The following is a 15,912-nucleotide window of genomic DNA, read 5'->3' as shown; positions in this document are numbered from 1 at the left end:
TATCATCTCCTGTGTCTGTACTATTGATATATAAGCTCTCCCTCTTTCATGGAATGTCCGTCCAGTAATATTCTGTCATATCTGGATATTCCATATGAAAGATCCGGCTTGATGATCGAGTAATCATCGCCCGATACGATAACCTCTATTCTTCTGAATTCCGCAGTTCCTCTTGATACACACAGAACACCATCCATCGTATACTTGGCGGCTGTGGCAACGGAAAATGTCTCCTTGGAATTATTCTTCTGCAGTACCGCATCGGAATCTATACTTGACGGATCAACATAACAGAATCTCTTGTCGGTAAAATATATTATCGGTGATATCTGTTTTATTGAAGTGCTTCCCGAATTGCCATATGTTACCTGATTAAAATGAGTCAGATCTGAATCACCACTGCCTCCTGTCAGGTAATCCACAGGTATCATATATACATCCTTTGTTATTACGGATGAAGCCGGTATCTTCAGACCACTGGATTCCTCGAACATGAAGTTGATGTCCAGAAATCTTTCATTTACATACTGCGCGATATATTTGTTGAATGATACCACTATATAATAATGACCATCTTTTTCGATCTTATCGTATGTCGATCTGATCTTTCTGCTCGAATTATTGATGGTAAATGAAGCGTATTCATTCTGTGTAACCTTCTCAAATTCATCCTTGCTGAGCGATATGGCAATATTCCATTCCTCATCGTTGATAAGCTTACATACAGCGCTGCCCGCAGAAACCTGGCCATCTGACTTGAGTGACTGTTTTGTATACACAGTTTTATCAAAAAGCTCAGGTGTCAGATTCTTCACATCGACGCTCTCATATCCATCCTGATAGTATGTGACAAGTCCGCTGAATGGCGCCTTCTGGGCATCAAGTGAAAATGATGAAGAACCATTGCTGACCTGCTCAAGAGCAAGCTCCTCATAGAGCTCTAAAAGCTTGTTGTCGATGCTTGTCTTGAAATTATATACATTACCAAAATTGGATGCCGAAAATCCATTTTTGAACATCTTTATCTGATTGTTCAGACTTGTGTAATCTGCGCTCGTGAGAAGTGCTGAACCATTCTCCTGCATGTCGCTCATTGCTGCCTGCATGGAGCCCGAGCTGTCAATGGCATATATATTTGCACCCTTGGATACCTTCTCGCCATCTCTTATATAGTAGCATGGTGTTCCCGTCGCCGAGGCGGTTATGACAGTCTCACTTCTTACCGCAAGCCCTGTAGCCGTGAAATCAGTATCGTACGTACTCTGCTCAACCGTGAATATTATCGGATCAGAATCATTAACATACGCAACGACCCTGATGAGTATATATATGAATACGAGTGCAAAAAGGAATGTTCCAAAGCCCGGCATTTTAAGCTTTGGAAGTTCGATCTTTGTCTTTTGTTTTTTTCGTTTTATTGTCGCCATAATATGTCTCCCGTAATTTACTCTGGCACAGAAAATGGCTGGCAACATACATATACCAACCACATTCTATCTGAAATATAAGGCGGCATCCAGCTTATAATGCCGCAATAACGCAGTCCTTGAAATCCTCTGGTACGTCATTGACATCTGTTGCCAGACAGATCACTATATCAACATTGAACATATCGGATATGTTCTTTATCTCGTCCAATGCCTCAACGATATGTGACTCTCCAACGTATGCAACCGTCTTAAAATTATCTATATAAATCTTCTCAATATCACTGTTCTGGGAGATTATTCCTCGCACGAATCCGGTGAACGAATCCAGCTTGCTAATTCCATAGCTTGTACAGTTGATCATCTTGACTCTGTTGCTGAGCTCATAGAGATGCTTGTTGTTATTATCAAGAAATACTACCGTACCGGAAACAACCTTTACTTCATTGTTGACCTTATCTATCAGTGCCTTTGTCTTTCCCTTACCCTTATCTCCTGCAATAATGTGAATCATTTTTCATGCCTCCTGAATCTTGATGTAAAATTTATACAAATAATGTCCGTATCATATATGTCAGATACACACATCACTTTGCCTTATTTATAAGTTCAGTCATGGCGCTGTACAGTGCCTCTTTTCCATCTGCTCCGGCTACAAGAGCAATATACTCTTCACCGGTGGAATCGTTCTTAAGCTCCATGATAAGACAGTTGAGTGCCTCCTCTGTGGTTCCGGTCTTCCACGAACCTATCGAGTATCCATCTGGAAAATTTACCTCACCAGTTAAGAATTCATTTGTCGGCTCTATGGTTACCACCTGTTCATTGCCATCTGCATCCGTGTATGTGAAATCATATGTATCAAGTGAATCTATCACATACGCAAGGTCATGCTTTGAAAATTCCTTTATTATAAGATACAGATCATACGCTGTAGTGTAATGGTCATCGTCGTGAAGTCCATGACAGTTGACAAAGTGGGTATTTGTAGCACCGATCTCCTTCGCCTTTTTATTCATCATGTCACAAAATGCTGATTCGCTGCCGGCTATCAGCTCTGCAAGTATAACACCACAGTCATTGTATGATGTTATCATGAGACCGTACAGCAGGTTCTTGACCGTCAGGCTGCAGCCTCCGACCAGGTCACTGGCCATGGCATCCCAATCGTCAAATGTTACCTTTCTGTTGAGAGTTACCACATCGTCAAGGGATATATCTCCCTTTTCTATGCTCTCCATAACGAGTATACCTGTCATGATCTTGGTCATACTTGCCGGATATATCCTTCCATGTACATTATGGGCCACTATGGTATCCTTGGTCGTCTCATCGACAAGCATAGCGGCATAACATCCGTTGTAGTTTGCGGCATCTATCTCCTCGCCCTGTGCTATCACAGCGTTATCGTATGCCATTCCGAGCTCCCCATACACCGGAAGATCAGGCAACACACCTATGTCGAGCTGTTTTCCAGCTTTGTAGGTCTTGCTTCCGCAGCCGGTCAGAAGGACCATCGACAACACAAGTATCAAAGAGATACTTCTTCGCATGTATTTTCCTATTCTGCTTTGATTAAACATAATATAACCTCCGAAATATATTCAACAGCCTGATAACGGTGCTGAAATATATTTACTTGTAGAATTCACGCCAGTCAAGATCTCCTCTGTCAAGTGCCAGTATAAGAAGCTCGGCAGTTGCCAGATTAGTCGCAAGCGGAATATTATGTGTATCACACAATGTAAATATGTTGTTTATATCAGGTTCATGATTCTTTGGATGAAGCGGATCTCTCAGAAAGATGACCATATCGATGTCATTGTTCTCTATCTGTGATCCGAGCTGCTGCTCACCGCCAAGATGTCCTGCAATATATTTGTGAACTGTAAGATTGGTAACCTCCTCAATAAGTCTTCCGGTAGTTCCTGTTGCGTAAAGCTCATGCTTATTAAGAATTCCTCTATATGCTATACAGAAGTTCTGCATCAGTTTTTTCTTAGCATCATGTGCTATCAAACCAATATTCATGAAAATCCTCCTAATACTTTTTCTTTTGCAAATTTATATTGAGAACCATGCCCATTCCGGCACACAAACTGACGAGTGAACTCAGTCCGTAACTTATGAATGGCAAAGGTAATCCCGTGTTCGGAAGTATGGATGTGGCAACACCAATATTGATAAATGACTGGATGCTGACCAGTGCTGCCATACCTGTTGCTATATACATTCCCTTTTTATCACCGGAACGCCTAGCAACCCTAATACATTGTAACACTATGAGCAGTAAAATTGCAATAATAATAACACTTCCGATGAAACCTAATTCTTCTCCCACTGCCGAGAATATAAAGTCTGTCTGCTGCTCAGATATGAGATTTGTATCTTTTACGGTTGCCACATCAGAGCTGTTGATCCCCTTACCGGTCAACTGTCCCGATCCTATGGCCATGATCGAGTTGTTCTGCTGATCCTGGGTGGATCCGCCTCCATACATATGTCCAAGTATACGCTGTCTCTGATATCCGTTCAGAAACTGAGGCAGGTTGTCCTGCTGGATATACCAGAAGAAGCCTCCAAAGAATGGTATGAGTATCAGTACCGCAATACCTATTATCTTGAGTGAGAGCCCCGCTATAAATATGACTATAAACAATGTTGCACATATACATATCGTGGTTGAAAGATCCGGCTCGGCAAATATAAGTCCGATCGGTATTGCAAGGAAAGCTGCAAGCTTCAGCAGCGTCTTTGCCGTGTTCAGATCATCCGCATGTTTTTCAAGAAAAACAGCCGTGCAGATTATCAGTATTATCTTGGCAAACTCCGATGGCTGTATGGTAAATGAATCGGATATCTGGAACCATCTGCTGGCTCCATGGGAATCCGCACCTGATCCTACCACCAGTACAAGTCCCAGCAGCACTATATTTGCAGCGTATAGTACCATATAGTATTTGCATATGAAATTATAGTCTATGAGTGATACTATTATCATTCCCAGTATACACACCCCGGCACCGATCAACTGCTTTGTGAGTTTTGTCTCATCTACGCTCACTATGATCACAGTACCCATGGCCATGGCTGCTATTATCAGGAAAAACAATTTGAAATTGTAATCCAGTATACTGTATTTTTTTTGATTCTGATCAAGACTGAATTGTTTTAAGTTCAGTTGATCCTTCTTGAATAAGTTCATAATTCACTGATCCTCGTCCTGTTGTTCTGTATGTATATTCGTTATCCTTCTTCTCTGTATCCACGCTTAACAATGGAATATATGCCACTAGCATACGCTCCTTGACCTGGATATCGATATCTGATTCCTTTACATTGATGTATCTGTCTATCTCCTGCTTTATGGTATGCTTCATATCGTCCAGGAAATCCGGATTACACCCTATCCTGTCTGAAGCCAGCATGCTTATAAGCCTTTCTTTGGCATAACTTCCTGTGTTATATAAATATATCTTATTCATCCCCTTATTCCTCCCTTCAGGCTCTTTTACGTCTGAAAAGCGAACGCAGTGAGCGGTTCTTCCCTGAATAATAATCTTCAACTTCAAGGGAATCATCCACTATCTTTCTGCATATATTCATATATGCATGTCCCGATTTCGTGTTGCTGCACACGACCGGTTCTCCTTTGTTTGTCGATATGACTATGTCCTCATCATCGGCGATCACTCCAAGCAGATCCACTGCAAGTATATCAACCACATCATCGACGGACATCATATTGCCCTTTTTGACCATATCATATCTTATCCTGTTGATTATGAGGTGTTGTTTTTCAATTCCATACGCCTCGAGCAGACCGATTATCCTGTCTGCATCCCTTATGGCCGAGACCTCGGGAGTTGTCACTATGACAGCCCTGTCAGCAGCAGCTATGGCGTTCTTAAAGCCCTGTTCTATACCGGCCGGGCAGTCAATGATTATGTAGTCATACTCGTCTCTTATCTCGTCTATGAGCTTGATTATCTGTTCCGGGCTGACCGCTGTCTTATCCCTGGTCTGCGCGCAAGGCAGCAGGTACAGATTGTTGTAATTCCTCGCCTTTATAAGAGCCTGCTTATATCTGCAGTTTCCCTCTATTACATCTATCAGATTATAGACTATGCGGTTTTCCAGGCCAAGCACAACATCCAGGTTTCTGAGACCTATATCTGTATCTATCATCACCACTCTGTTCCCGAGGGACGCAAGACCGGTTCCTATGTTCGCCGATGTGGTCGTCTTGCCAACTCCGCCTTTTCCTGATGTAACAACAATAACTTCACACATAATAAAAATCCTCCTAAATTTACTATCATATGTAGGTTATATTTATAATCCCTTCATCATTCGTAGCTATCATTGGCATTCTTTTTGCACCCGGAAGTCTGATTCCTGTACTTTTCGCTTTTCCTATCTGCAAAAGCTGTGGGCACATTCTCATCGCTATTATGAAATTGTTTCCAGCCGCCAGCTTACCCGCTATGGCAGCTCCCGCCAGTTCCCCAACGACCACGATATTCTTACCGGATACAACCCTGGCATCCCTGGCAACATCTCCGAGGATAATGACATTTCCCCTGATCTCAAGGGTCTGCTTTCTCCCTATGTCGCCGCGGAAGATATATGGTCTTTCATTGTCACTGTGCGTTTTAGTCATATCCGGCAAAGCCATACTGACTTTTGCCTGTTGTGGTTCACGATCCCCATCATCCCGGACACCGGAACCTGTATATTGATCTATGTCAGGTTTAGCTGCAAATCTGACATGAATCTTATCAATGCTGTTTAAAAAACTGATTATCTCCTCCGTGTCTCCACGCTCCAGGGTACATCCCCTGAAAGATATACATACAGTTCCTTTTTTCTGGAAGGCACTTATATTATCGAGGATCCTGCAATACAGATCGCAGCAGATATCATTTACAGACATAGCCGCCGGTACATAGACAACTATGCCTGATCTGTCTGCCTTGATTGATAATCTGTCCATACCATCCATATCATCTGCTCCTGTCATATTATTTCCTACACACAGGTTCTGTGATATATCTTTGGTATCTCAATTAATCTGACATCTGGTTGTTTCCTGTTATGTCAAGCGTATCAAGCTTGTCAGGGTCATACATATATGCGTACACCATTCCGGCAAGCTCCTCTGCGTTACCCGATGTATATCCATGTGGAATAACACATGTTACACTGACCTCAGGGTTCTCATAAGGCGCAAATGACACAAACAATGCGTGATCCGGCCTTGTGGTATCCTCCTCTGCTGTTCCCGTCTTGCCGGCAACATTGACATTTATCTGATTTATAAGAGCCGATGGACTTGTGTGGTCACTTACCATCTGACGCATTCCCTGTTTTATGACCGCCCACTGGCCGTCCGTCAGATCAACTGTATTCTTAGGAACGTTGTCACTCTTATACACTGCCCTTCCATCTATATTTTTTATCTCGTTCACCAGTGTCAGGTCATAACAGTTGCCCTCATTGGCGATGGTTGTCACATATCTGGCAAGCTGGACAGGCGCATAGTTATTTGTACCCTGTCCGATAGAAGAACGTACCGCATCAGTATCTGACACATGCGGATCCATCTCTTCTATCTCCACACCTGACTTCTGGTCAAGTCCAAATAACGAAGCGTACTTCTGTATCTTATCTATACCTTGTGCATCCTGATATACTCCCTTGCTGTCTGTGGCAAGGCGGTATCCAACCTCATAGAAGAAACCGTTACACGATACCTCTATGGCGTCAGCGAGACCAAGTGTTCCGTGTCCGCTTCTGAGCCAGCAGGCCGGTGAAGGAACAACCTTTGAGAATGTACCGTAATCAGTTATAACTGATCCAACGTCTATAACGCCCTCCTGCAGACCAGCTGCAGCAATGAGCATCTTGTATGTGGAACCCGGTGCAGTTCTCTGCATGGTTGCACGATTGTACATAGGGGTCGTCTTATCTTCTGTTATCTTGGCATAATAGTCAGGATCGATCACATTTGTGAGCTTGTTGTTGTCGTAGCTTGGGTAGCTTACCATAGCCCTTACAGTTCCTGTCGCCGGATCGACCACCACGATGGATCCCGAGCATGGGTCAAGAGCAAGCATGGCAGGTGTTATCTCAAGCTTTTTGATCTTTCTGTAAATAAATTCAAAATTGCTGAGGACACCTGACGTAAATTCCTCGTAATCTTCGTCTGTTGTACTATTAAGGATTCCCTGGTCGTATAACAGGTATATTACCTGGGAACCTGTTATTTCACCTGATAATATCATATATTTGAAGACTCGTTTGTCGAAATCGGAGTCATCCTCAAATTCTTTGAGTACATAATCGACAATAACATTGTATATCTCATCCGTATCATAATAATCACTGCTTGTCTGAATGCCGGTTATGTCTATTACTCCCTGGCTTATGCAGTATTTCAGATACTCATATAATGATATCTTGTCATTTACATAGTTGTTATATGTGTCACTGTCCTTATCCACTGCACTGCTGTCATATATGCCGTTTGAGCTCAGCGTCTCGCATATAAACTCCATATAATCCTTGTACTGATCCGAAAGATTATACAGTTCCGTGTGACTGCTCTTCAGAATGTCCGAAAGCGCATTGAGTGTGTACTGCTTGCTTGATACAAATGTGTTGTACACATTCTTTTCATTGTCAGTTGCATTCGCAGCATTAAGGGCCTTTATGTCTATAATGTTGTTGTCAAAGAATGCCGAGTACACATCCGTTATAGGTATATCCTCTTTCTCCTTGGATGTCGTCACGTTCTTGAGATTTGCAAGGAGAATATACGACAATTCCTTTTCAAGTGCGTTGTAGCAGTATTTCTGAAGATCAGAGTCAAGTGTGAGGTAAATATCGTTTCCTGCAACAGAATCAGTCTTTTCTATAATCTCAAGGACTTTTCCCATGTTGTCAACGTACATCTTCTGGGAACCGTCAACACCACGAAGCTGATCCTCGTACGACTGTTCCAAACCAAGCTTTCCAACCATATCATTGGAATCATACTGCTGATTCTCGTCAAGCTTCGCATTGTACTCCTCGAGCTCCTCATTTGAAATGTTGCCGATATATCCGATTATATGCGAAAAATATATGGCATCATTGTATACTCTGTTTGATTCAATACTCACATCCATTCCGAGCAGTGTATCCATATTCTCAGTTATCGCAGCATAGCTCTGCTGACTTATATTGTTGGCGATATCCACTGTCATGTACTGCTGGTATCTGTTGAGCCATACCTCATATCTCACGGCAAGGATCTTGAGCACATAGGCATCCGAATAATCACCTGAGATATTGAAAAGTTCATCACTTCTCATATAGTCAAATACTTCCCTTGCTGTAGCATTCTTCTGTGCATCGGTGAGGGCATCAACTGAGCTTGCACCATAAACATTCATATAAAATGTATTGAGCTGTGAGCCGCTTATCGTGAATTTCATGTTGCCATTTGCATCCAGCTTGATCGGAAGCTCCACGGACAGACTGTCTCCATTCTGCTCAAGTATAAGTATCGTCTTATAAACTATCTCATTTCTTAGCTCATTGACCGACATATTCTTCTTGTCTGCCGCCTCAGTGAGGTCTGCATTGCTGGTGAAACTCAGATTGTATGAAGATTCGTTATATGCAAGCAGTTTTCCGTTGCAGTCGAAAATCTTTCCTCTGGTGGCCTTGACCGACACCGTCTTAAGTGATTTGTACTGGAAGCTGGACTGATATTTTTCTCCATTTATGATCTGAAGATTAAACAATCTGTACACAAGCACGCCTGACAGGCACAAAAAAAACAGAGTGACATAAAAAATACGGCTCTTTAACTTTTCTACTATAAAATCTTTGATTATCTCTAATATATCTCTGATCACTATGTCTCACTTCCTTTTTCAGCGCGTTTCAGCCGCTTGTTTATAAAGACAAACAGCTTGAATACTATCATCGTAAGTATGGCTGTGTATATCATATCCGGCAAAATAATATCCTTCATGTACAGCCCAAAACTGAGTCTGTTACGCATTACAAAGAATATTATAAATGTTATGAAATTAAATATGAAATCATCAAGTGTTATGATGATGATAGGCAGCAGTACATCCTCCACGAGGTACAGTCTGTGGAAAAATCCGTTACAGTATCCAATGAGCATATATATGATCATAAAAGGGCCTATGGCAAAGCCAAAGTACAGATCATATAAAAAGCCACAGAAAAATCCCACCAGCATTCCCTCTTTTCGACCTCTCATAAGTCCAAAGGACACCGTGAGGATGAGCATCAGATTGGGAGTCGCACCCGCAACTGAAATATATGGAAAAAGTGCTGACTGAAGCACAAAACATATTATGATTAATAATCCAAGTGTGATAACTCTTCTCAATGTCTGTTTAACCTCTTTACTTCTACTCCGAAACAGTTTTCTTGGTCTGGAGGACTATGAGTACCTCCTGTATCTTTGAAAAATCACATGCCGGAGTGATATATGCAGTCTTTGTAAGATTGTTGGAATCTTCCTCTATTTTTGTTACATACCCTATGTTAATTCCCGACAGATATTTGCTTGACACATAGGATGTGACGACCTGATCGCCGACTCCGACCTCTGCGTCCTTGTCAATGTTTTCAGCGATAAGATAGCCATTCTCATAATTGCTGACACTTCCCTCAACATTACAAATAGCCTCTGACGGTAATATCATTCCGTTTACATTTGATGTATCGTCTATGATGGCTCTTACCTTGGCATAATCCTTTCCGGCCTCTGTGACTATTCCACACAGGCCGTTGCCATACATGACATTGCAGCCCTCGACAACACCATCATCTGTTCCCTTGTCGACATAGAACACCTGAAACCATCCGCCGGTATCCTTTGATATGACTCTGGCAGCAGTCTTCTTATAATCGTAATACTGGAGATCAAGCTCATAAAGTGCCTGAAGACGTTCGAGCTCATACGAATTCTGCTGGTACTGTGCCACCTGCTTCTGACTCTGTTCAAGCTGATCCTTGAGTGTTTCATTCTCCTTTAACAGTGCGTCGTAATTCTGGAATGCCTCAGTTTTGCTCTGAACCCATCTGCCTATGGTATTTACCCCTTTCTGCATGGGCTGGACAAATATGTTGGTAAAATTCCTCACCGGTGCAAATATTCCCCCCGCAAAGAGAGATACAAGCATGAGCACAACGCAAAAGCCTGTGAGTCCAAGCAAAAAATATCTCGGTGTGATCTCTATTCTTTTTCTGTTCCTATTTCGTCTTCGTTTCATTATAAAATACCTCGCTCAGCTAAGCTGACATAGCAGTTATTTCCTAAAATAATATGATCTGAAAGCTCTATCCCTATCAGTTCCCCAGCTCTGTCCATCTCTCTGGTAATATCTATATCCTGACCGCTCGGAGTCGGATCTCCGGATGGGTGGTTATGCACAAGTATGATATAGACAGCATCGTATCTGAGCGCCTCCACAAACACCTCTCTCGGAGATAACATCGAACTGTTCACTGTTCCCTCTGAAATGCGGACATCCTTTATGAGCTTATGCTTCGCATCAAACATGAGGAGATACACGTATTCCTTTTCGAGATATCTTGTGTTCTCCATGAAATAATCCGCAATGCTCTGTGGGGACTGGAACGACAAAAACGGCTTAAATGAAGCCCTGGCCATTCTCCTGGATATCTCAGCCAGACATTTCATCTGTATTGCTTTTACCTTTCCAACTCCGCTTATCTCTTCAAGTTCACTCACAGTCAGGTAATTAAGCCCCACTATACCCTTGTGGACCGGATGGGCATCCAGTATCCTGTAGGCTGTGGACAGCGCATTTGCCTTCCTGCTTCCGGTTCTGAGGATGACTGCCAGAAGTTCAGCATCTGTGAGAACCTCAACTCCATACTTAAAGCTCTTCTCATACGGTCTCTCAGTCTCCGACATTTCTTTCATGGAGACCGAAAGTCCTCCTGCAAAATTCTCTTTGCAATAATTTTTATCCATATTTCCTCCTTCCGCCTCTCCAAGCTCCAGAGAAAATTTTATATGGCCGACTAATTAATCTACCATACTATAAGGTTTTTTTCTACCATTTTCTGTAATGACATTATTATGCCGTACTTGGCATGGGGATATGTAAGTCCCCCCTGAAAATATACCGCATAAGGTGGGCGCATAGGTGCATCCGCTGAGAGCTCAATGGATGAACCAGACACAAATGCTCCAGCGGCCATGATGACCGGTGAATCATAGCCCGGCATGTCCCAAGGCTCAGGTCTTACATAACTGTCAACCGGCGCTGCAGCCTGGATTCCTTCACAGAATGCCACGACCCTCTCAGGAGTCTGAAGCTCAACAGCCTGAATAATATCGTATCTGTCCTCTGTGCTGTCAGGAACAGCCTTAAAGCCCAGTCCCTCGTATACATTTGCTGCAAATATCGCACCCTTAAGCGCACTTGCAGTAACTGTAGGTGCCATGAAAAGTCCCTGAGTGAGAGCCTTTGTATTGCCAAGTGAGGCTCCAACCTCCTTGCCGAGTCCCGGAGTCGTGAGTCTGTATGAAGCATTCTCCACATACTCCTTCTTACCGCATATATAACCTCCTATCGGTGCAAGTCCGCCTCCCGGATTCTTGATAAGAGAGCCGACTACCAGATCAGCCCCAACATCCGACGGCTCTATATCCTGTACAAATTCTCCGTAACAGTTATCTACCATACATATGATATCAGGATTTACACTCTTGACCGCCTTTATGGCCTCACCGATCTGCTGTACAGACAGCGTCTTTCTGACTGCATATCCCTTAGATCTCTGTATCTCCACAAGTCTTGTGCGGCTATTGATCGCATTCTTTATTCCGTCAATGTCAAAGTTTCCATTCGGTAGCAGATCTACCTGGGCATATGTGACACCATACTCTGCAAGTGACCCCCTGGACTCACGGATGCCTATGATCTCATCCAGTGTGTCATACGGTTTTCCCGCTATGGCAAGGATTTCATCTCCCGGGCGCAGATTACCAAACATGGCCGTGCAGAGTGCATGGGTTCCGCACACTATCTGTGTCCTGACAAGAGCATCTTCCGTGTGGAATACATCTGCATATATCCTCTCAAGGGCATCTCTTCCGTCATCTGTATAGCCATAGCCTGAAGAGCCGGCAAAATGCGCCTCGGACAATCTGTTGTCCTGCATGGCCTTCAGGACCTTGAGCTGGTTGATCTCACTCACAGCATCGATGGCTGCGAATCTATCCTTAAGTTTCTCCTCCACACTGTTGCAGTATTCAAACACCTTTTCATCCACATTCAGTGATCTGTAGTAATCCTTTAACATATCTTTCATCTCTGTATAATCTCCTTTTCGCGAAGCCTGTCCAGCATAAATGACAATATTTCAGACTCGCTGTCGTACTCACTTTTATCAACCCAGGTCACATGTTTTTCCCTCTTGAACCATGTGATCTGTCTCTTGGCAAAATGCCTTGTATCTCTCTTTAGCGTATATACTGCCTCATCCAGAGTGCATCTGCCCTGAATATAATCGATTATCTCCTTGTAGCCAAGCCCCTGCATTGACACCAGCTCCCTGCTGTAACCCTCGCTCACAAGCAGTTTTACCTCGTCCAGAAGCCCTGCCTCAAGCATGATATCTATCCGTCTGTCTATTCTATCATATAATTTCTGTCTGTCATCATTTAACACAAAATATTCAAAATTATATGGTGACTCCTTCTGGGACTCCGTCTCATTGTGCTCAGATATCTTCATGCCCGTCTTTTTGTAAAATTCCAGAGCCCGGATCACCCTCTTAACATTATTCTCATGTATTTTCTTGGCGGATTCAGGATCGACCTCCGCAAGCATATCATGAAGAAATGTGTTGCCGTGGGTATCTGCAAGATTCTGCAGCTTTTCCCTGTATGACATATCATTGTCATTTTCCTCAAAATCTATATCATACAAAAGCGCCTGGATATAGAAGCCAGTACCGCCTACTATGATTGGAATTTTTCCCCGGGAATATATATCCTCCATAGCACGAAGAGCATATTTCTTGAAAAGCACAACGTTGAACTCTTCTGCCGGATCCAGAATATCTATCAGATGATGCCTTACCCCCTGCATCTCCTCCGGCTCTATCTTCGCCGTTCCAATATTCATCTTTCTATATACCTGCATGGAATCTGCGGATATGATCTCGCCGTCCACCGCCTTTGCCAGTCCTATGGACAGTGCCGTCTTGCCGACAGCCGTGGGGCCGGTGAGGATTATCAGTGGTTTCATATTCTTATCCATCCTGTTATCTCCTATACTATTCGCTTAAACTTCTTCTCAATCTCCGCCTCCGTCATGGATATGACAGTCGGACGTCCGTGAGGACATGTGTATGGATTTTCAAGCTTTAATAGCTGATCTATAAGTGCGTCAGCCTCCTTGAAGCTTATCTCCGTATTACCCTTTATCGCAGCCTTACACGCCATGGTGGAAAGCTTATGTATAAATGTGTCTACGGTCACCTTTTTCGCACTGCTGCTCGCATCAGCTATGAAGTCTATGAAAAGCTCTCTGCCATCAAGACCAAACAAGTTGTCAGGTACAGCGTTCAGCTTAAACTCCCTGCCTCCGAAGTTCTCTATCTGATATCCAAGCGCCTCGAACATCTCCATATTCTCATGAAGGAACTCTATCTCTGCGGCACTGAGTGTAACGACCGCAGGAGGCATAAGATACTGTGAGTATATCTTCTTATTCTTGTAATTCTCCATAAGCTCTTCGTACTTGACCTTCTCATGGGCAGCATGCTGATCCATTATGAAGAACTTGCCATCGTACTCTATGAGCCAGTATGTCTTGAAAAGCTGTCCTATTAGTCTGTGCTTTGCACGGGCTTCCCTTGTCAGGAACTTCTCCTGGAACATATCCTGCTGGACGTACTTTTTTCTGGCTTCTTCATCGTAGTCAGTATCTGAAGCTTCATCTGAAACTGCAGATACTGTTGAGTCTGGTGTCGCCGCTGTGACCGAAGGTCTAGCAGGTGCCGGAGCTGTATATGCCGGACTCTCGTTTACCACATTCCTGTTTTGTACTACAGATCTCCCCAGATCATTCTTTCTATCCGCATATATGTAGTTTCCTGCCGGCTTCTCCGTCTTGTTATTATCTATGACGTCTGATCCTTTATTGTTTGAGCTGCTAGTCTCATCTATGATCTCTATAACCGGGCGGACCGGCTGTGGTAATGTCTGTGGTTCTGCCGGACAAAGCTGCTCAGGCTGACTCTGCGGTTCTGCCGAACGAAGCTGCTCAGGCTGACTCTGCGGTACAGTCCTCTCCTCTGCCCTGACTATCGCCTCACGCCTCTTATTCTCGAATGCCTCCGGTGCATTTCCAACATCCCTCTGCTTAAATGTCTCCGGCTTCGGATCCTTCCCCGGCGCCACATCAGGAATGAGCTCCTTGAATAACAGTGTCTCCCTTATGGCATTGTAGGTGAAGCTGTATATATCCTGACTGTTGGCGAATTTCAACTCCATCTTGGTCGGATGTACATTTACATCGAGGAGATCAGGTCTCACCTGAAAATTGATCTCGGTGAATGGAAACTTGTGTATCATGACAAATGTCCTGAAAGCATCCTCGATCGCCTTGGTGAGCACCGCACTCTTTATATATCTGTGATTTACATAGTAGCCCTCAAATGATCTGTTGCCCCTTGATATACAAGGTCTTGCTATATATCCGGAGATCTTCATATAGTCATTTTCCGCATTTATCTCAAGAAGATTTGAGGTGATGTCTCTTCCATAGATATGGTAGATTATGTCTCTGAGTTTGCCATTGCCTGATGTGAACAGCTTGTCTGTTCCATTTGCAATGAACTTAAATGAGATCTCCGGGTGTGACATGCATATACGGCACATCAAGTCGTAGATATAGCTTGTCTCCGTGGCATCAGTCTTCATGAACTTCTTTCTCGCCGGTGTATTGTAAAAAAGATTTCTGACAATTATGGTTGTTCCACCCGGAGCACCTATCTCCTCGCTGGATATCTCCTTACCGCCATGTATCTGGTATCTGAGACCGGTCACATCATCAGCGGTCTTGGTTATCATCTCCACCTGGGCAACCGCCGCTATACTTGCAAGTGCCTCACCACGGAAACCAAGAGAAGAGATACTCAGGAGATCCTCGACTGTCACAAGCTTACTTGTGGCATGTCTGAGAAATGCAAGCTTAACCTCATCCTTCTTTATACCTGCTCCGTTGTCGGTGACTCTGAGAAATGACAGTCCGCCTCCCTTTACCTCGACGGTTACCGCTGTGGCACCTGAGTCTATGGAATTTTCCACAAGCTCCTTGATGACCGAGCTCGGCTTCTCTATAACCTCACCGGCTGCTATCTTGTTAATCGTATTTTGGTCTAATACTTTTATCATTACTTATCGCTC

At 43.5% G+C, this 15,912-nt stretch carries 15 protein-coding genes; all 15 read right to left on the bottom strand.

Annotated features, from left to right (window positions below):
• Positions 1-20: 20 nt before the first annotated feature.
• Positions 21-1,427: an HlyD family efflux transporter periplasmic adaptor subunit gene (locus DWW70_RS01495; protein WP_118649142.1), complete on the bottom strand. Its 1,407-nt coding sequence runs from the start codon at positions 1,425-1,427 to the stop codon at positions 21-23.
• 94 nt (positions 1,428-1,521) lie between these two features.
• Positions 1,522-1,941 carry a hypothetical protein gene (locus DWW70_RS01490; protein ID WP_015534931.1) on the bottom strand — a complete coding sequence of 140 codons (420 nt, stop codon included), beginning with the start codon at positions 1,939-1,941 and terminating at the stop codon, positions 1,522-1,524.
• A 73-nt stretch (positions 1,942-2,014) separates the two neighbouring features.
• Positions 2,015-3,010, bottom strand: coding sequence for a D-alanyl-D-alanine carboxypeptidase family protein (locus tag DWW70_RS01485; protein WP_242859623.1), 996 nt, complete (start codon positions 3,008-3,010; stop codon positions 2,015-2,017).
• Positions 3,011-3,062: 52 nt separating this feature from the next.
• A complete protein-coding gene (locus DWW70_RS01480; protein ID WP_022216472.1) occupies positions 3,063-3,458 on the bottom strand; it encodes a methylglyoxal synthase in 396 nt (131 codons plus the stop codon).
• 10 nt (positions 3,459-3,468) lie between these two features.
• Positions 3,469-4,632, bottom strand: a complete 1,164-nt coding sequence (locus tag DWW70_RS01475; protein WP_118649141.1) for an FtsW/RodA/SpoVE family cell cycle protein — start codon at positions 4,630-4,632, stop codon at positions 3,469-3,471.
• Positions 4,583-4,912, bottom strand: coding sequence for a cell division topological specificity factor MinE (locus DWW70_RS01470; RefSeq protein WP_015534928.1), 330 nt, complete (start codon positions 4,910-4,912; stop codon positions 4,583-4,585). Before DWW70_RS01470 ends, DWW70_RS01475 begins: the two co-directional genes overlap by 50 nt.
• A gap of 16 nt (positions 4,913-4,928) precedes the next feature.
• Positions 4,929-5,720, bottom strand: coding sequence for a septum site-determining protein MinD (minD, locus tag DWW70_RS01465; RefSeq protein WP_022216474.1), 792 nt, complete (start codon positions 5,718-5,720; stop codon positions 4,929-4,931).
• A 25-nt stretch (positions 5,721-5,745) separates the two neighbouring features.
• Positions 5,746-6,450, bottom strand: coding sequence for a septum site-determining protein MinC (locus DWW70_RS01460; RefSeq protein ID WP_055144455.1), 705 nt, complete (start codon positions 6,448-6,450; stop codon positions 5,746-5,748).
• Positions 6,451-6,496: 46 nt separating this feature from the next.
• Entirely contained in the window at positions 6,497-9,334 is a 2,838-nt protein-coding gene (locus DWW70_RS01455) for a penicillin-binding transpeptidase domain-containing protein (RefSeq protein WP_118649140.1), read from the bottom strand.
• Positions 9,334-9,843, bottom strand: a complete 510-nt coding sequence (mreD, locus tag DWW70_RS01450; protein WP_022216476.1) for a rod shape-determining protein MreD — start codon at positions 9,841-9,843, stop codon at positions 9,334-9,336. Before mreD ends, DWW70_RS01455 begins: the two co-directional genes overlap by 1 nt.
• 22 nt (positions 9,844-9,865) lie before the next feature.
• Positions 9,866-10,732: a rod shape-determining protein MreC gene (gene mreC, locus DWW70_RS01445; protein ID WP_070099076.1), complete on the bottom strand. Its 867-nt coding sequence runs from the start codon at positions 10,730-10,732 to the stop codon at positions 9,866-9,868.
• Entirely contained in the window at positions 10,732-11,460 is a 729-nt protein-coding gene (gene radC, locus DWW70_RS01440) for a RadC family protein (protein ID WP_015534923.1), read from the bottom strand. Before radC ends, mreC begins: the two co-directional genes overlap by 1 nt.
• Positions 11,461-11,519: 59 nt before the next feature.
• Complete coding sequence (locus tag DWW70_RS01435) at positions 11,520-12,806, bottom strand: methionine gamma-lyase family protein (protein ID WP_117548968.1); 1,287 nt, start codon at positions 12,804-12,806, stop codon at positions 11,520-11,522.
• Positions 12,803-13,759: a tRNA (adenosine(37)-N6)-dimethylallyltransferase MiaA gene (gene miaA / locus DWW70_RS01430; protein ID WP_199669312.1), complete on the bottom strand. Its 957-nt coding sequence runs from the start codon at positions 13,757-13,759 to the stop codon at positions 12,803-12,805. Before miaA ends, DWW70_RS01435 begins: the two co-directional genes overlap by 4 nt.
• Before the next feature lie 11 nt (positions 13,760-13,770).
• Positions 13,771-15,900: a DNA mismatch repair endonuclease MutL gene (mutL, locus tag DWW70_RS01425; protein ID WP_118649139.1), complete on the bottom strand. Its 2,130-nt coding sequence runs from the start codon at positions 15,898-15,900 to the stop codon at positions 13,771-13,773.
• Positions 15,901-15,912 lie beyond the last annotated feature (12 nt).

Origin of the sequence: Coprococcus sp. AF16-5, assembly GCF_003479365.1 — a bacterium.
In the GTDB taxonomy this organism is placed as follows: Bacteria; Bacillota; Clostridia; order Lachnospirales; family Lachnospiraceae; genus Coprococcus; species Coprococcus aceti.
The sequence above is the reverse complement of the archived record's forward strand: the minus strand, read 5'-3'. Positions and strand labels throughout refer to the sequence as shown.